The sequence below is a fragment of the Spirochaetia bacterium 38H-sp genome (genome assembly GCA_039023545.1).
In the GTDB taxonomy this organism is placed as follows: Bacteria; Spirochaetota; Spirochaetia; order Winmispirales; family Winmispiraceae; genus Rarispira; species Rarispira pelagica.
The window spans coordinates 62,056-79,833 of sequence record JBCHKQ010000001.1; the positions used below are offsets into that span (position 1 = coordinate 62,056).

Annotated in this window: 15 protein-coding genes; 4 read left to right on the forward strand and 11 right to left on the reverse strand. The window is 41.9% G+C overall.

Annotated features, from left to right (window positions below; genetic code table 11):
- Positions 1-2: 2 nt before the first annotated feature.
- The 5 genes from metG to WKV44_00315 form a co-directional block, all read right to left on the reverse strand.
- Positions 3-2,183 (reverse strand): methionine--tRNA ligase, encoded by a 2,181-nt coding sequence (gene metG, locus WKV44_00295; protein MEM5946976.1) that lies wholly within the window; start codon positions 2,181-2,183, stop codon positions 3-5.
- A 62-nt stretch (positions 2,184-2,245) separates the two neighbouring features.
- On the reverse strand, positions 2,246-2,668 hold the full coding sequence (locus WKV44_00300; protein ID MEM5946977.1) for a hypothetical protein: 423 nt from the start codon (positions 2,666-2,668) through the stop codon (positions 2,246-2,248).
- Positions 2,669-2,847: 179 nt separating this feature from the next.
- Positions 2,848-4,071: a sugar ABC transporter permease gene (locus WKV44_00305; protein ID MEM5946978.1), complete on the reverse strand. Its 1,224-nt coding sequence runs from the start codon at positions 4,069-4,071 to the stop codon at positions 2,848-2,850.
- Positions 4,072-4,085: 14 nt separating this feature from the next.
- Positions 4,086-5,621 carry an ATP-binding cassette domain-containing protein gene (locus tag WKV44_00310; protein ID MEM5946979.1) on the reverse strand — a complete coding sequence of 512 codons (1,536 nt, stop codon included), beginning with the start codon at positions 5,619-5,621 and terminating at the stop codon, positions 4,086-4,088.
- A 59-nt stretch (positions 5,622-5,680) separates the two neighbouring features.
- Complete coding sequence (locus WKV44_00315) at positions 5,681-6,760, reverse strand: substrate-binding domain-containing protein (GenBank protein ID MEM5946980.1); 1,080 nt, start codon at positions 6,758-6,760, stop codon at positions 5,681-5,683.
- A gap of 221 nt (positions 6,761-6,981) precedes the next feature.
- Here WKV44_00315 and WKV44_00320 point away from each other — a divergent pair, with 221 nt between their 5' ends.
- From WKV44_00320 to lnt, 4 genes are all read left to right on the forward strand, one after another.
- Positions 6,982-8,316 (forward strand): sigma-54 dependent transcriptional regulator, encoded by a 1,335-nt coding sequence (locus WKV44_00320; GenBank protein ID MEM5946981.1) that lies wholly within the window; start codon positions 6,982-6,984, stop codon positions 8,314-8,316.
- Between the two features lie 2 nt (positions 8,317-8,318).
- Complete coding sequence (locus tag WKV44_00325) at positions 8,319-10,109, forward strand: ATP-binding protein (GenBank protein ID MEM5946982.1); 1,791 nt, start codon at positions 8,319-8,321, stop codon at positions 10,107-10,109.
- A gap of 48 nt (positions 10,110-10,157) precedes the next feature.
- Positions 10,158-10,961, forward strand: a complete 804-nt coding sequence (locus WKV44_00330) for a glycoside hydrolase family 16 protein (GenBank protein MEM5946983.1) — start codon at positions 10,158-10,160, stop codon at positions 10,959-10,961.
- 168 nt (positions 10,962-11,129) lie between these two features.
- Positions 11,130-12,629: an apolipoprotein N-acyltransferase gene (lnt, locus tag WKV44_00335; GenBank protein MEM5946984.1), complete on the forward strand. Its 1,500-nt coding sequence runs from the start codon at positions 11,130-11,132 to the stop codon at positions 12,627-12,629.
- A 130-nt stretch (positions 12,630-12,759) separates the two neighbouring features.
- Here the strand turns inward: lnt and WKV44_00340 are convergent, their stop codons facing one another.
- The 6 genes from WKV44_00340 to WKV44_00365 form a co-directional block, all read right to left on the reverse strand.
- A complete protein-coding gene (locus tag WKV44_00340; protein MEM5946985.1) occupies positions 12,760-13,143 on the reverse strand; it encodes a transcriptional repressor in 384 nt (127 codons plus the stop codon).
- Positions 13,140-13,997, reverse strand: a complete 858-nt coding sequence (locus WKV44_00345) for a metal ABC transporter permease (GenBank protein ID MEM5946986.1) — start codon at positions 13,995-13,997, stop codon at positions 13,140-13,142. The genes WKV44_00340 and WKV44_00345 overlap by 4 nt, the downstream gene beginning before the upstream one ends.
- Positions 13,987-14,775, reverse strand: a complete 789-nt coding sequence (locus tag WKV44_00350; GenBank protein ID MEM5946987.1) for an ATP-binding cassette domain-containing protein — start codon at positions 14,773-14,775, stop codon at positions 13,987-13,989. Before WKV44_00350 ends, WKV44_00345 begins: the two co-directional genes overlap by 11 nt.
- The gene (locus WKV44_00355; GenBank protein MEM5946988.1) at positions 14,772-15,662 is read right to left on the reverse strand and encodes a zinc ABC transporter substrate-binding protein; all 891 of its coding nucleotides are present in this window, start codon (positions 15,660-15,662) and stop codon (positions 14,772-14,774) included. Before WKV44_00355 ends, WKV44_00350 begins: the two co-directional genes overlap by 4 nt.
- 284 nt (positions 15,663-15,946) lie before the next feature.
- Entirely contained in the window at positions 15,947-16,474 is a 528-nt protein-coding gene (locus WKV44_00360; GenBank protein ID MEM5946989.1) for a 3-isopropylmalate dehydratase small subunit, read from the reverse strand.
- Between the two features lie 15 nt (positions 16,475-16,489).
- Positions 16,490-17,773 (reverse strand): 3-isopropylmalate dehydratase large subunit, encoded by a 1,284-nt coding sequence (locus WKV44_00365; protein ID MEM5946990.1) that lies wholly within the window; start codon positions 17,771-17,773, stop codon positions 16,490-16,492.
- Positions 17,774-17,778 lie beyond the last annotated feature (5 nt).

Below are 17,778 nucleotides of genomic sequence, written 5' to 3' on the forward strand. Positions count from 1 at the left end.
GTTTAACCAACGCTCCCGTTCTTTACCTTGACAGTAGAAAGAACAGTCTGTCCTGCAACAAGTCTCCTGCCTCCCACGGTTACGGCACCGTCTTCTACCTTTAACGGGATATCAAAAAACTCATCAATTGTTAGACGTCCGGCATCTGTATAAGAAGAAGGATCGTCCCCTTCTACAACAATAAGAGTCCCAGGCGACACATCATCGGCAAATATCACCTCTACAGTATCGCCTTCCTCTGCCGCAAGCAGCATTCCATTGCTCTTCTCTCCTCTAAGCTTTGCAGGCTGTAGATTCTTTACAACAATAACATTATGCCCTAGAAGTTCTTCTTCTGTATAATAGGGAACAAGACCGGAAACAATCTGAGACTCCTCTCCTCCAAAATCTATTTTCTCTATATATAGCTTTTCCGCATTGGGATGTCTTTTTATTTCCGTTATTTTTGCAACAACAAGCCTTACTTTTTGTCTGAATTTTTCATCCAAAGGAAGTTCTTTTATATCTTCACGCTCTTCCACTGTTTTCTCCTCTCTCTCGGATTGAGAGCCGGAAAATCTATCTCTGAGTTTAGATATCAGCTCATCTTCCAGCCTTGCAAAGAGAATCTCCGGCTGAGATATCTTTTCTATACCGTTACATATACCAAGATCAGCCCACGTAGCAGACACTCCTAGGAAGCCCATAATACGTTTTGCAGTGGCAGGAAGATAGGGCTCTATTAGAACAGCAAGATCCCTTACAAGATAAACAAGATTCTTTATAAGCCTTGCAGCTTTTTCTGGCTCTGTCTTTCTTGTCTTCCAAGGTTCACCTGCCTGAAAAGCCTTATTTCCCATATCTGCCAAGGCAAAGATACCACGCATAGCATCCCTAAGATTAGCCCACTCCAGCTTATCCGTTATGACAGCCTCCTGACTCCTTACCTCTTCCCAGAAAGACTCATCAACTGGAGCATCAGGAACCTTGCCATCATAAAATCTGGATACAAAGGACAAAGTCCTATTTACGAGATTGGAAAAATTACCAATCAACTCGCTGTTTACCTTCTCCTGAAAATCCTTCCATGTAAACATATAGTCAGAAGACTCAGGACGATTATAAAAAAGATAAAAACGCCACACATCTGCAGGAATACCGGTATCCATAGCATCAGTACCAAAAACACCGATACCCCTACTCTTGGAAAATTTACCACTCTCGTAGTTAAGATATTCTGTAGAAGACATAGTCTTAAGCATCGTCCAATTCTCACCCGTACCAAGAAGCGAAGAAGGGAAAATTACAGTATGAAAAGGAATATTGTCCTTTCCGATAAACTGATAAAGCTCCACCTCATCTGGATTTTTCCACCAGTCTTTCCACCTATCCGTTAAAGTAGCTGTTATTGATATATAACCTATTGGGGCATCAAACCATACATAAAACACCTTACCCTCAAATCCCTTCTTGGGTACGGGAACGCCCCATTTAAGATCCCTAGTAATACAACGCTCATGCAGTCCATCCCGTATCCAGCTCTCTGTCATCTTAACAGCATTAGTAGCCCATCTCCCTTCAACAGAAGCCTTCTTGATCCACTCTTTAAGCTTGGGAAGAAGAGCCGGAAGGTCTATATAAAGATGTCTGGTCTCCTTGAGAACAGGCGTAGAGCCATCTATCGCACTTCTGGGATTGATAAGCTCAGTAGGATCAAGGAGCTTACCACAATTCTCACACTGATCTCCTCTTGCATCCTCATAAGAACAATAAGGGCATGTCCCATGAACATATCTGTCCGCAAGAAACATCTCTGATTTCTCGGAATAAAGCTGAGTTATAGTTTTTTCTTTGATATAACCTGCCTTATCCAACTTGAGAAAAATATCCTGAGTAATTTGCGTATGTTCTGGAGTAGACGTCCTTCCCCACTTATCAAAAGCAATCTCAAACCACTTATACACCTCGGTATGAATCGCATGAAACTTATCACAAAGCTCTCTTGGACTTACCCCCTCCTCAAGAGCCCTTGTCTCGGTAGCAGTACCATATTCATCAGTACCACAAATATAAAGAGTCTCATAGCCCGCACTACGACAATAGCGCGCAAAAACATCCGCTGATAGAACCTGGATAAGATTCCCCAGATGCGGAACATTATTAACATAAGGCAAAGCAGAAGTAACCAATCTTTTCTTTTTCATAAAGTTACTATATGCATCAGGAAAACAAAGGTCAAGTCAATAAAAAACAATAAAACAAAGACTTAGTCAGCAAATCTAGCAGAAAACACTCCATTATCGGAAGACAGAATCAACACATCTCCGTCAAAAAACACACTGGCAGACTGTTCATTATAGGAAAAATCCACAACACTACCGCCCCTTTCTGACGGAAACAACTCCAAAACAGAATACAAATCCACAGCAACATCCTTATCACTATAGGACACAACAAGAACATTGGCACGAGAAGAAAGAGGCTCTACAACAACCCTAACTGGAACAGAACTATCGGAAACATCTCCACCATGAGAACCAGAATCAGAAGAAGCCCCCATAAGCTCAAACACAACCCTATCCCTATCCAAAAAACACTCATAAACAGAAGAAGGAGAAACAAAAACCCACTCTACCCCCCTTTCGGGAAGAGAAAAATAAGTAACAAGAGCAAAAAACAGATCCAACATAAACCCTCCTAGCCACCTAATTCATTTTACCAGAAAGCAGCACTACAATCCAGTAAAATAAAAAAAACCGAACGGGCTGTCCGCTCCAAAGAGCGTCCAGTCCTTTTTAAAGAAAAAAGCTGTCTGCAACGCAGACAGCCAAAAACAAGGAGGTATAGGAGGGAGTTTATATCAAAAAATCAATCCTTACGCTTTTTGGAAGCAACATCGAGATATACAGCAGCGATAAGCACAACACCTCTTACAATATACTGCCAGAAAATAGGCATATTCATAACACTCATACCATTTATGATACTTGCCATGATAAGAGAACCAACAATAGCACCGAATATGGTACCCTCACCACCCATAAGACTAGTACCACCTATAACACAAGAAGCAATAGTATCAAGCTCATAGTTAACACCAGCATTAACAGTACCAGCTGCAACATAACCCGTAAGAACAATACCAGCAACAGCGGACAATAACCCCATAAGCACATGCACCTTAAAAACAGTCAGCTTTATATTTATACCCGACAATCTGGTAGCCTCTCTGTTGCCGCCGACAGCATATACATAACGTCCAAAACGAGTATTATTGGCAATATACGTAACAATAAGTGCAACAACAGCAAGTAGAAGAACCGGCAGCTGTAGCCCTTTATACAAGTTCATATAAACAATATAAGCCAGAACAATAGCAGAGAAAAAACCCGCCTTTAAAAGATCTGTTGACAAAGAAGGAAGCTCAAAACCATATTTCTCTTTTCTCCTTCTTGACTCAAAAGTAAAGAGAAAAATCAGACCTATGATGATTGCAGCAAGTATTACCCCCGTAGCAGAAGAAAGATATCCTTGAGCAATATACACGAGAGAATCTTCTACTGGAACGATGGTCTTACCATTGGTAACCCCAAGAATACCACCTCTAAAGATAAGCATTCCACCCAATGTAACAATAAAAGCCGGAACACCAAGATAGGAAATAATAGACCCCTGAAATAACCCTATGAGGAGTCCTACCGCAAGCCCAACAATAATTGTAAGAACAGTAGAAATAATACCCATAGTATCCGCCGACATAGCCGGGAAAAGAGAAGGCAGCAAATTGGGGAATACCCTTGCCTGCATAAGCGCAACAACAGCACTTATAAAACCCGTAACAGAACCAACCGACAAATCTATATTACCCAGAACAATAACAAGAACCATACCTGTTGCCAGAAAAGAAATAATACTCATCTGACGAAAGAGGTTAGACATATTTCTGGGAGAAAAGAATATACCACCTGTAAGTACTGCAAAAAGAGCCCATATAAGCAAAAGAGCAATAATCATGGTATAGGTTTTAACATTTGCCCTTACGAGCTTCCTAATGCTGCTCCAGCTGTCTCTATAGCTTTTAACATCCTGCATAAAATCCTCCGCAATTATTGAAAAAGTTTTGTAGCAAGGGACATTATTCTTTCCTGATCAAACTCATTCCGCTCAAGAATTCCTGTTGCATGCCCCTCACACATAACCATAATCCTGTCACTCATACCCATAACCTCTTCCAACTCAGAAGAAATGAGGATAACAGAAACACCATTCTCCACAAGGTTATTTATGAGCTTATATATCTCATACTTTGCTCCAACATCTATTCCCCTTGTAGGATCATCCAATATAAGAACCTTGGGCTCCTTCATCAGCCACTTGGAAATAACGACCTTCTGCTGATTTCCTCCGCTTAACGTGTTAACAGGAACATGTAAAGAATGTGTCTTTACTGTAAGCCTCCTGGAATATTCCTCACACATCTGAAGCTCTTTGAGCTTATCCACATAACCAAAACCGGAGAACAAATCCATATTGGGAAGGGCTATATTCTTAAGTATAGTCTGCTGAAGAATAAGGCCCTGTGTTTTTCTCTCTTCCGGCACAAGACTTATGCCATAGTTCATAGCATCTCTTGCACGCTTTATAAAAAGTTCCTCGCCGTCAAGAAAGATTTTTCCACCTACAACATTACCATATTCACCAAAAATAGACATTACAAGCTCGGTCCGCCCGGAACCCATAAGTCCGGCAATACCAAAGACCTCACCTTTTCTTACAGAAAAAGAAACATCTTCTATAATACTTCTACCGGGTTTTTCCGGATCCTCTACGGTCCAGTTTTCTACCCGCATTATCTCATCACCGCATATAACATTTCTCTCTGGGAAACGCTCCTTCATCTCGCGGCCAACCATAAGAGCTATAAGTTCTTCCGTATTGGTTTTATCCGTAGGAACAGTTTTTATAACCTTTCCATCACGGAGAACTGTTATCTCATCCGTGATACGGAAAAACTCATTTAACCTGTGCGTAATAAATATTGTTGTAACACCTCTGCTTCTAAGTTTCTCCAAAATATTAAGCAAAGTATCAACCTCAGCCTCACTGAGAGCAGACGTAGGCTCATCAAGAATGAGGACTCTGGCATCTTCGGATAGCGCCTTTGCTATCTCCACCATCTGTTGTTTACCCACACTCAGATTACCAACCTTGGCAGCAAAGTGGATATCCAGCCCAAACTCATCAAGAAGCTCCTTTGTTCTTGCATAGAGCTTATCCCAATCAATTGTACCAGCAGGAGTAAGAGGCTCTCTTCCTAGAAAAATATTTTCGCCCACCGTAAGATGAGGAATAAGAGCTAGCTCCTGATAAACAATAGCAATACCTTTTTCTATAGCCTGCCTTATGGCTCCCTGCTCAAAAGCAATCTCCTCCCCCTCCAGATAGATTTTCCCCTCGTATGTTCCGTGAGGATAAACACCCGACAAAATCTTCATCAGAGTTGATTTACCTGCACCATTTTCTCCGCACAGACCATGCACAGTACCCTTTCTTACTGCAAAAGAAACATCTGACAGAGCCCGCACACCGGGAAAATCCTTGGTCACATGCTCGATTTGAAGTACATAATCACTACTACTCATTCGCAGCTCCTTTGCAAAAAGATGAGGGAGCCCTTACAGGGCACCCTCATTGTAAGTCCTTACGGACGGGGAGGTCTCTTATCCTCAGGAACTCCAGCATAAACAGCATCATATGACTGGAAACCTGTCTTTATAACCTCATTGTAAACATTGGTCTTATCAACCTCTACAACAGGCAGGAAGTAACAAGGAACAGAACCGCTAAGAGAATCATCAAGAGTAAGTTCAGAAAGCTTATAATCTTTTATCTCAGAATGATTTGCTTTTATATCCTGTCCCTGAGCAAGTTCAAGAGCAAGCTGGAAAGCAAGCGGAGTAAGCTTGCGGATATCCTTAAACACAGTCATTGTGAGCTCGCCTTCTACAATAGACTTACATCCAGCCTCTGTTGCATCCTGTCCAGAAATAGGTACTTTGCCTGCAAGCCCCTGAGCTTTAAGAGCCTGGAGAGCACCGAGAGCGGTACCATCGTTAGAAGCAACAACAGCATCAACCTTGTTGTTAGTAGCTGTAAGAATATTCTCCATAAGCTTGAGAGCATTAGCAGGATCCCAGTTTTCTACCCACTGGTCAGCAACAACTTTGATCTGGCCTTTGTCGATAAGCGGCTGCAGAACCTCCATCTGTCCCTGACGGAAGAGTATGGCGTTGTTGTCTGTCGGGCTTCCACCGAGAAGAACAAAATTACCACTATCTTTTACCTTGAGTATTCCTCTTGCCTGTGCCCTACCAACTTCAACATTGTCAAAAGACACATAAACTGCAATCTTGTCAGACTTTACAAGACGGTCATAAGCAATAACCGGAACTCCGGCTTCTGCAGCAGAAGCAGCTGCGGTAGCAGCAGCATCACCGTCCTGTGCGATAACAACGATTACATCGGCACCCTGAAGAACCATGTTTTCAATCTGGTCGTTCTGAAGCTTGGGATCCTGGTTGGCAACCTGAGTTATAACCTGAACACCCTTTTCCTGACCAAGCTTGGTAAAAAGTGCAGCTTCATTGGGCCAGCGCTCCGTAGCATAATCGGAAAAAGAAACACCGATTACAATACGTCCGTCATCCTTCTGACCATTGGCAAACATAGCCATAGGAACCAGAAGGAGTACCAGAAACAGAGCAATTAAGATACGTTTCATAGAACCTCCTCAAAGGATTAAGTTTAGAATAAACATTGCAAAGAGCGTGCCAACAAACCATACTCAATATAACACATTATATAATAACAAGATAAATAATATACAATAAATACACCTCACAAACCATGTGCAACACATGCCACATTTTTTTCTCAACATGTGCAAAAATTTACACAAAAATAAAACTTCACATATTCTAAAACTGTGTTATACTTTGCCATATGGGACAAACAGACAATTTTACAATTCTCATTGTTGATGACGAAGAAGAACTCTGCCAATCCCTTGGAGAATATTTATCCGCAATAGGCTATAATACTATAAGTGCAAACTCTGCGGACGAGGCTCTGGCAAAACTAGAAAACAGCATAGTAGATCTTATTATAATGGACATAAGAATGCCACAGAAAGACGGTATAACACTATTAAGAGAACTCCGTTCTTCCTTTGCCGCTTTTCCTATAATAATGATATCTGCTTATATATCCGTTGACAACATAGTACAGTCTATGAAATACGGTGCATTAAATTTCTATCAAAAACCGATAGATTTAAAAAAATTGTCAGATGAGATAAAGCAGCTTGCACAGGCAAAAAAAGCAAAAACAACTCAATCCACATACACACCCATAATAAGCAAAAGTCCAAGAATGGCAGAAATCCTGGACATAATAGAAAAAGCAGCACCTACGGAGGCTTCCGTTCTGATAACAGGAGAGAGTGGTACAGGAAAAGAACTTATAGCCCACTCTATTCACTATAAAAGCAACAGAAAAGATGCTCCCTTCTTAAAGCTCAATTGTGCTGCAATACCAGAAAACTTGCTGGAATCCGAGCTTTTTGGCTATGAGAAAGGCGCATTTACAGGAGCAGACAAACAATACAAAGGAAAGTTCGAACAGGCAGACAGAGGAAGCATATTCCTTGACGAAATAGGAGACATGCATCCCAACACACAGGCAAAAATATTACGCGTATTGCAAGAACAAGAAATACAGAGACTTGGAAGCAACAAGATAATACATACTGATGTAAGAATCATAGCAGCAACACATCAGGATCTCCCATCACTTATAAAAGAAAAAAGATTCAGAGAAGACCTTTTTTACAGACTATCCGTAATAACAATAGAACTACCACCATTAAGAGAGAGGAGAGAAGATATCATCCCTCTTTCCGAGTATTATCTCAAACATTTTTCTCTTATGTATAACAAAGAGATAAAAAAAATAGACAATGAGGCAAAAAATATTCTCATTGCACATGACTGGCCTGGAAACGTCAGAGAATTAAAAAACTGTATAGAAAGAGCAGTTATATTCTCATCAGGAGATACCATAACAATAGAAGAACTCCCTCCACAATATCACAATATACATACAAGCTACCAACTTCCAAATGAGACAAATCTTAACTCTGTGGTAGACGATTTATCCAAGGAAATAATACTTCAGGCACTCAAAAAAGCAGGCGGGAAAAAACAAAAAGCAGCAGAAATACTGGGGATACATAGAAAAACACTTTATAATAAACTTAAAAAACTCGGATTAGAATAAACATGGAAAACATTATTCTCTTCATGAGAAATATCCATTATAAAGAAAACAATACTGCTGTCTTAAATGGAGTGGACTTTGAGCTAAAAAAAGGAGAAGTCCATGCTCTTGTTGGAGAACACCGCTGCGGAAAAACCAGTCTGGTAAAGATACTCACAGGAGAAATAAGACCTGATAGAGGAGAAATATTTTTAAACAAAAAAAAAATAACAATAAACAACCCACAGGATGCCTACAAATATAAAATAGCAGCAGTGTATCAGAGCCCTCAGGTAATCCCCTCTCTCAATACCATAGAAAACATATTTATAACCCGCATGCCAAAGATGTGGAAAAACATAGATGACTACTATATCTATATAGAAAGGACCAGACAGCTTCAAAAACAGCTCAACACAAATTTTGACATATTTGTTCCTGCTGGAGACCTGGCAAGACCTGAGAAAAATCTCATAGACATAATGAGAGCCTTATCACACAATCCTGATATACTAATATTGGACGAAATTTCCAACAGACAGAGACAAGAAGAAATAGAAACGCTCTTTACAATTATAAAGAAAATGACAAAGGAAGGTAAAAGCGTAATATATGTAACCCCCAACGTTGATGAGATATTCTCCATAGCAGACAGAGTAACAGTCTTAAAAAATGGATATAGACAGAGCACTGACGAAGTACAAAAAATAGACAGTCTCAGGCTTTTTCGTCTAACATACTCGCTGATAGCAGAGATAGAAGAATCGGAAGATTCTTCTATCTTTAGCTCTACAAGACTGTATAACGAAAATTTTCTAAGAGAGCTTCCCATAGGGATAGTACTTATAGACCAAAACCATAATATGTTTTATATCAACCCCGCTGCTTCCGGGATGATTGACAAAAAAAACGACTTAAAGAAAGGAACAGCAATACACAACATAATAACAGAAGAAATAAGTCCCAAATCAGCACAAATTCTAAACAGCATATACACGGGCAAAAAAAGACAATGGACAGGAGTACCTTTTGGCAAAGCCATGTTTACTGACATAAGGGTATATCCCCTGGTAGAAAAAGAAGATTTTTTGGGACACATAATAATAATAGAAGACAAATCCAAAGAATACCATATACAGGAGTATCTTTCGTCAACAGAAAAAAGCTTTGCAACCGCAGAAATAGCAGCAGAGGTAGCACATGAGATAAACAACCCTCTGGGAATAATAAATACCTATATTGAGGTGTTAAAACTGCAGGAACTGCCGGAATCAGCCAATGAAAAACTGGGAAAAATACAAAAGGAAATAACCAGAATACAGGATTTTATAAGTTCTCTTACTCAAATAGCAGAAAAAAAACTGGAAACAAAAAAAGAAGTGGACATAGTTTCTCTAATAAAAGATACGATATTCCTTTTTCAGCATATCTTTGACAACAAGAAGATAAACGTAAGCACGCATTTTTCTCACAACAAAATAGTTCTTACAGGAGATGAAGGAAGGTTAAAACAACTGCTTATCAACCTGGTGCTAAACAGTGTGGAAGCAATTCTACACGGAGGATTTATAAAAATATCCGCAGAAGAAAACGACAACAATATAATAGTAAAAATACACGATAACGGACACGGAATACCAGATGATATAAAAGAAAAAATATTTACTCCTTTTTTCAGTACAAAACTAGGTAAGAAGACTACGGGTCTGGGACTTGCAGTATGTGAACATATTGCAAGTCTGCATAATGCAAAGATAGAAGTCGACAGCAAACCAGGAGAATACACATGCTTTAGCATTATATTTGACAAATAAACTTGTACTAAAAAACAAAACCATATATTATATAAAAAAGAGGAAAACATGAATAAAGTAAAAATCTCTGCGTTTCCCATAATAATATTGCTTGGTCTTATAATATCCGTATCATGCGAGAGTGTACCGGGAGAAAAAGACAATAAAAAGCTGGTTTTATCCGAAGAATTCTCAGATAAAGCTCTCAATCCTAGTTTATGGCAGTACAGCATATCCAATCCTGACTGGAGAAAAGGAATACACACAATATACACGAGCGCGGAAGAAAACATATACATAAAAGATGGTAAACTCAATATAAGCGCAATAAAAAACCCCGATACAAGGCAGTGGACAAGTGCAAGGATAAGAACAAAGCCAGAACTTGGCTGGAAATACGGCAGGATAGAAGTATCCGCCCAAATTCCTGCACAGCAAGGTACACGAGCATACATATCGTTATTGCCGACAGAAAAAACAGAGCTCTGGCCAGCATGCGGAGAGATAATACTCCTGTCAGGCACATACAAAGAAAACCGTACCATAGCAGAAGCAGGAATAGAGAACAAAATATACAACAGCCTCCTAGGGACAGAAAAAAAAGCAGGCTATGACATAACACAAAACAAAACAAAAGACGGTTTTCATATATTTGCTGTTGACTGGAGCCCTAACGAAATAAAATTCTATGCAGATGATAAGCTGATACTGAGCTATAAAAAAGAAGAAGATAGCTCAGCTCTATGGCCGTATGACAAAAAATACGGTATTGCTATAGAACTCATGATAACCAATCCTGAAATCGAGCCTCAAGAAAACCCCACACTCAGTATAGATTATATAAGGATATATCAGGCATCGCAAAATCAATAACCCGGATACACCATAAAAAAACAGAAAACGGGCTTTACAATCCCCACTCAAAAAACATAACATATCCATAAATACTCTTACAATGAGAGAAAAATGCCAAGCATAAGATATCCGAATAAAAAAAACCATACCCTGACATCTTTAATGCTTCCTCTCCTTTCTGCTGCTATGATGACACTAAGCATTCCCAATGAGCTGCTTTTCCAAGGGAATCCCCTGCTAGCCCCCATCGCCCTTACCCCCCTCTTTTTTTCTCTACTCGCAAGCACCCTTAGGCAAGCCAAACATTATACGCTCCTGTTTGGTATAAGCTTTACGGTAGCCGCAAACTATTGGCTAGCCAACTTTGGCGATTACTCCATCTGGACACTGGGAGGCGTAACCTTTGCCTACATAATATACTACAGCCTTCTATCCCCCTTGCTATGGCACGCAAGCCGTCAGGAGCCCCACATCCGCCCCATATTTTTTGCAGCAGTGTGGACAGTGTTCGAATACACAAGAAGCATAGGCTTCCTTGCATACCCCTGGGCACTCCTTGCCCACAGCCAACATAACAACCTCCCCTTACTGCAGATAAGCAAAATCCTCGGCATATGGCCAATAACATTCCTACTTGCATGGACAAGTGCAACAGCTGCCCAGCACATCCGTTTCCCCCACACACGCAGGCACACTATAAGAAACATAGCAGCAATAGCTGCACTCACAACACTCTTCCTCATATACGGAATAATAGAGCTCACCACCACCCCCCAGCCCGCAGCGACACTAAGAGCAGCACTGATACAGCAAAACGCAGACTCATGGCAGGAAGGCAACGAGACAAACAGCATACTTACTGCAGAAAACCTAAGCATACAAGCACTGAGAGAAACACCACAGCCCGAGATAATCATATGGAACGAAACAATTCTAACCTATCCCTATCAGTTTAAAAACTACTACGACACACACCCCTCCAGGTATCCACTCAACCGCTACCTTACAGACAGCAAAACACCTCTTCTTACCGGTATCCCTTACAGAGAAGACAGACAAACCTACTATAACGCCACAATGTTAATCTCAGACACACACAAAATCCTGGACTACTATGGGAAAAAACGTCTGGTACCCTTTGCAGAATACATCCCCTACTGGGAAAACCATCTTGTTCGAGACTTCTTTAAAAAAACAATAGGCATCTATGGCACATGGATGCCCGGCAAAAAAGACACAATCTACCATATAAAAACACGCATGGGAAAAATCATAAAAGCTGCAACCCCTATATGCTTTGAGGACGCATTTCCCGATATAAACAGCACCTTTATAAGAAAAGGAGCACAAGTTCTCATCAACCTGACCAACGACAGCTGGTCGGGCCAAAAATCCGCTCAACTACAACACTATGTACCGGCAAAAATGGTCGCAATAGAACTGGGAATAACACTTGTAAGAAGCACCAACAGCGGATACACAAGTGTAACAGACCCATGGGGACGCATCACAGCAGACCTTCCCATGTTTACAAGCACATACCTTGTAACAGATATTCCCATATACCATCCGCAGAACACACCCTACAGTAAGCTGGGGGACATCCTTCCACAGCTACTTATAATACTTATATTTATAAACCTGCTAAGACAAAAAAAGACCGAACGACTTACCTCTGCCATATAAAGATTCCCGGCAAGAATGGCAGAGGTAAGCCTGCCTGCGGCAGATATGCGACAGAACATCACGCAGTCAGCCCTGCACAACTTTTGCAAGGAAAAAGCAGGGGACGATATTGCGTCCCCTGCGTTCGGCATTATTTATTATCACGGCAGTCTTCGCACAGCCCAGTAAAATACAAGACATGACCTCTTATTGATATGTTTTTTTCTTTTTCCAGCTTATAAATAGTATCAGAGAGGGTGCAGTCAGAAAGGGGTAAAAAGCTGTGACAGGAGGTACAGTGAAACCAATGCTTATGAGAACCTGCGGCACTGCCCATATAATATTTTTCTGTACCGTGTTCCTCACAAGGAAGGACAAAGGACTGCAGATGCCCCTTGGCTTCCAGATACTTTAATGCTCTGTAGATTGTTGCCTGATGGCATGTCTCTGACATTCTTGCAAGTACTCCGGCTGCAGAAAGCGGAGTTTGCGCCTTTTTTACAATATCAAGAACACTCTGTCTTATTCGTGTCATACTCGATGCAGTCTCCCCAAAAGCATTCTTATAAGCCCGGCAAAGACAAAGACAAGACCGGCAAAAACAACAACAACAGCACCGGCAGGAAGGTCAAAGACCCAGCTCAAAAATATACCCGCTGTGGAAAAAAACAAGGAAAATAGACTGGCAAGTATCATCATACCAGAAAGGCTCTTGGCAAGATAGCTTGCCGTTCCCGCAGGCAGGGTAAGCATGGCTATAAGCATTATGATGCCCACAAAAGTTTGCAGAAGAACAACCGATATTGCTGTTATGGCAAGTATTATAAGAAAGATAGCCTTTGTTGGGATTCCCCTTGCCCTTGCAAAATCCTCGTCAAAAGCACTAATCATAATTTGCGGATAAAACCTTATTATTAGAGCAGCAACAATCAAATCAAGAACAGCAAGCATAATCAGGTCTTTAAAAGATATAAAGAGAATGTTGCCAAAAAGATAAGTAGATGGGTCGGTATAGCCTGGGGTTCTTGCCATAAAAAGCACACCTATACTCATACCTATGGCCCAGATCGCATTGATAACTGTATCCTCGCGCTGCTTCATCCTAAAAGAAATAAAACCTATGGTCACGGCTGCAATAAGAGCAAAAAGCATTGCCCCAAGCATAGGACTCATCCATGTAACAATATTGGTAGCAGAAAGGTAGAGCGCCATACCTATCCCGCCAAGTACAGCGTGAGAAATAGCACCTGCTAGCCCAGATATCCTCTTGACTGTTACAACTGTTCCCAAAGTGCCAAACAAAAAAGAAGACAATACACCCGCAATAAGAGCATTTCTTAAAAACGGAAAAGATGGATCAAGCAATACATTAAAGAAATTATTCTGCATCCTCTGCCTCCCCACAGCAGCTATTATCAGGCAAAACCTCGTTGTGTAGAACCTGCAGCACCTTACCGCCAAAAAGCTCTGGAGGAGACGCACTCGTAGCTGTAACCCTATGCTCCACAACACGCCTTCCCCGGCCCGGAGCAACAGGCTCTCCTATACATAGTACTCTGTCCACAAGAGATGAGACAAACTCATTATCATGCGTAACTATTAGAATGCTTGTCTTTCCCTTAACATTCTCAAGGATATCAAAAAACCTCTTCTCACTATCCGCATCCATATTTGCGGTAGGCTCATCAAGAACAAGCAGTTCCGGCTCTGCTGCAAGCGCCCGCGCAACAAGCACCCTACGCCTTTGTCCTCCTGACAACTCAGAATACTGGCGACCAGCAAGAGAATCGACCTCCATCTGCTTCATGGCACGCAGAACAACCTCATCCTCAACCCGACTCCACATAGAAAGCCCTGAGATTCTCCCCATTCTCACAACATCCTCAACCCTTATCGGGAAGACCTTATCATGCTCCATAGTCTGGGGCACATAACCTATCAGATGGCTCGCCTCTCCGACAGACCTGCCGAGTATAGTAATACTGCCATACGCAGGAGAAAGCAAACCAAGCAGAAGCTTGATGAGAGTGGACTTGCCAGCGCCATTGGGACCAACTAGGGCAACAAACTCCCCCTCGTGTATGTGAAAGGACACATCCTCTAGTACAGGAAGCCTCTCGTAAGAAAATCTTACTTCTTTGCACTCTATAATGATTCTCCTCATCATTTTTTACCTTCACAAGCTGCAGCCAGAGCAGAGCCCATTCTTTTTATATTATCAAGCCAATCCTCTGCCAGCGGGTCCAGCGACAGAACCTCGGCACCCACAGAGTCTGCAATAAGCCTGGCAGCCCTGTCAGAAAACTGGGCCTGCACAAAAACAGCACGCGGTTTTTCCTTCTTGGCAAGCTCTATAAAATCCGCAAGCTGAGAAGCAGAAGGCTCCTTTCCCCCCACTTCAACAGGCACCTGTCGTAGAGAAAACTCATCAAGAAAATAACCAAAGGACGGATGAAACACAAAAACCTTGCTTCCTGCAAGAGGCGCAAGCCTGTGGGAAAGCTCATCAAAAACCCTGTTTATCTCAGAAACAAGATTCCCATAATTCTTCTTATATAAGGACACCTTATCAGGAAACTCCTCTACAAGCGTATCGTAGATATTACGCAAAATTACAAGCGCAGCCCCTCTGCCAAGCCATGTATGCCTGTCAACACCATCAGACTCCTCATCCCCCTCTGCAGAATACTCCTCAACCTTCCTCGGCTTTATGCCTAAGGTAGCATCTATAATCTTAAGCTCCGGATACATTGCCATGACCTTCTCTACAAGCGCATTCTCAAAATCTACACCAGCAAGAAACCACAAACGCGCTCCAGAAAGAGAAGCAAGCTGGGACGGAGACGGCTGGTAAGAATGCGGACTCTGCCCATGTCCTACAAGAACAAACACATCTACACTATCACCGGCAATCTGCTCTACAAACCACTTATAAGGCAAAATACTTACAGTAACAACAGGCTTACTATCCCTGGCAACATCCACACTCCTATCTCTACAGGAAAAAAGAAGTACAATAAGCAAAACAAACACAATAAAATAAGTGCGCCTCATCTGTGCCCCCATAAAAATGCAAATCATTTGCAAAAAATATAAACACGTTTTATCAAAGCGGCAACAAATAATTTATACCGAACGCAGAAAGCGCACATGCAAAAGAAAATAAGAAAAAGCGCTTTCTGCTGCCTGCGGCAAATATACAGTATACAAGGAGAAATTATATTTCTGACTCTTACGCGGGACGCAGCCTTAAACGCTGCGCGTTTAAGGCGTTCGGAATAAAAAAACGGGAGCACTAGCTCCCGGAAGACATTACAAAACTATTCTATAGAAGTCCATTAATACTTTTTATCAGCATACTCAATCCAGCCGCCTGTTTTGACAAGCTCCTTCTCAAAACCACCAAGCTCAAAACTAAGACTCTTGGTTTTATCCGCAGTCTTAAAGATTATCTTCTGATTGTCAACGTCTATATCAGCCTCAACCTCTTTGCCTGCAAAATCTGCAAAAAGCTCATCCACCTCCGCAGCAGACAGCTCTATGGCAAGAAGACCGCAGTTAAACATGTTGCCGCGGAAGATTCTCGCAAAACCTGGAGCAATCACACAGCTTATATCATTGACCTCCAGCGCCCATACCGCATGCTCTCGGCTGGAGCCACAGCCAAAGTTCTCACGGGCAACAATAACCTTTACACCGGCAAGGTCCCTGCCTGGTTCAAAACCGTCAAGCTTTAGGTCTTCCAGAAGATAGGGCTTGAGAGCTTCCTTGGAGACCTCAGTAAGATACTTGGCAGGGATTATCTCATCCGTGTTTATATCTGCTCTGTCAAGGAACAATACCTTTCCGCCAAACTTAACACTCATTATTTTCTCCTTTACTCAGCCCTTAAACAAGGGAGAATTGCAAATTTTACCTTCTATGGCCGTTGCAGCCGCTGTCGCAGGGCTCATAAGATGAACCATTCCACCCTTGCCCATGCGCCCATTAAAGTTTCTGTTGGTTGTGGATGCTGCAACTTCTCCAGGTGCAAGCACACCGTTGCTCATGCCAAGGCAGGCCCCACATGTAGGGTTAGTCACACTAAAGCCAGCTTCCATAAAAACCTCAAGAAGGCCTTCTTTAAGAGCAAGTGCATAGGCACCCGGACTTGCCGGAGAGACTATCCCTCTTACTGTGTCCGCTATTTTTTTGCCTTTGAGAATGGAGGCTGCAATCCGGAGGTCTTCTATACGGCCATTGGTACAGCTGCCTATATACACCTGGTCAACAGGAGTGCCTTCCATCTCTCTTACTGTTTTTACCTGATCTGGTTTATAACCATAGGTAACCAGTGGTTCCAGCTCTGACACATCAAGTTCTATAACATCGGCATAATCTGCATCATCATCGGGAAGCCACTTGCTGTACTCCTCAAGAGCTGCTTCTTTATCAGAAAAATCATCCTTTATAAAAGGCCACAAATATTCAACCGTGGTCATATCGGGATAACAAATTCCGCTTGTCGCACCTGCCTCTACTGCCATATTGGACAGGGTAAGACGGCTCTCCATAGAAAAACTCTCTACAACAGGACCTGCAAACTCTATAACCTTATTGGTTGCACCGTTTACACCAAGCTTTGCTATGATTGCAAGAATAACATCCTTGGCATACACACCCTCTTTAAGAGTACCTGTTACATTTATTTTTATTGTCTCCGGCTTCTTAAAAGCACACACGCCCTTGAGTATACCAACCTCAAGATCTGTGGTACCTACACCAGCAGCAAAAGCACCAAAAGCACCGTGCGTACAAGTATGTGAGTCGCCCATAATCACTGTAAAGCCAGGCCGTACAAAACCCTTCTCCGGAAATATGGCGTGGCAGACGCCATTTCTCCCCACATCAAAGAATTCAATCCCATGTTTTCTTGACCAATCGCGCAAAATTTTTCCCTGTATTGCTGTCTTGGTATCCTTGGCAGGTGTTACGTGGTCTATAACAGCCTTGATCTTGCTCGCGTCAAAAACCCTGTCCTTACCCCTTGCAACAAGATCGTTGATTGCAATAGGGGTTGTTATCTCGTGACAGAAAACTCTGTCTAGAGAAAGCACAAACACATCCTGATAAGGGTTATCCACAACATGAGCATCAAAGATTTTTTCGGCTACGGTTTTTCCCATGTTCT

Coding starts and splice junctions, on each gene's coding strand:
- metG (MEM5946976.1), bottom strand. CDS start 2,183: ATGAAAAAGAAAAGATTGGTTACTTCTGCTTTGCCTTATGTTAATAAT.
- WKV44_00310 (MEM5946979.1), bottom strand. CDS start 5,621: ATGAGTAGTAGTGATTATGTACTTCAAATCGAGCATGTGACCAAGGAT.
- WKV44_00345 (MEM5946986.1), bottom strand. CDS start 13,997: ATGCAGAATAATTTCTTTAATGTATTGCTTGATCCATCTTTTCCGTTT.
- WKV44_00315 (MEM5946980.1), bottom strand. CDS start 6,760: ATGAAACGTATCTTAATTGCTCTGTTTCTGGTACTCCTTCTGGTTCCT.
- WKV44_00305 (MEM5946978.1), bottom strand. CDS start 4,071: ATGCAGGATGTTAAAAGCTATAGAGACAGCTGGAGCAGCATTAGGAAG.
- WKV44_00300 (MEM5946977.1), bottom strand. CDS start 2,668: ATGTTGGATCTGTTTTTTGCTCTTGTTACTTATTTTTCTCTTCCCGAA.
- WKV44_00320 (MEM5946981.1), top strand. CDS start 6,982: ATGGGACAAACAGACAATTTTACAATTCTCATTGTTGATGACGAAGAA.
- WKV44_00330 (MEM5946983.1), top strand. CDS start 10,158: ATGAATAAAGTAAAAATCTCTGCGTTTCCCATAATAATATTGCTTGGT.
- WKV44_00355 (MEM5946988.1), bottom strand. CDS start 15,662: ATGAGGCGCACTTATTTTATTGTGTTTGTTTTGCTTATTGTACTTCTT.
- WKV44_00340 (MEM5946985.1), bottom strand. CDS start 13,143: ATGACACGAATAAGACAGAGTGTTCTTGATATTGTAAAAAAGGCGCAA.
- WKV44_00360 (MEM5946989.1), bottom strand. CDS start 16,474: ATGAGTGTTAAGTTTGGCGGAAAGGTATTGTTCCTTGACAGAGCAGAT.
- WKV44_00365 (MEM5946990.1), bottom strand. CDS start 17,773: ATGGGAAAAACCGTAGCCGAAAAAATCTTTGATGCTCATGTTGTGGAT.
- WKV44_00350 (MEM5946987.1), bottom strand. CDS start 14,775: ATGATGAGGAGAATCATTATAGAGTGCAAAGAAGTAAGATTTTCTTAC.
- lnt (MEM5946984.1), top strand. CDS start 11,130: ATGATGACACTAAGCATTCCCAATGAGCTGCTTTTCCAAGGGAATCCC.
- WKV44_00325 (MEM5946982.1), top strand. CDS start 8,319: ATGGAAAACATTATTCTCTTCATGAGAAATATCCATTATAAAGAAAAC.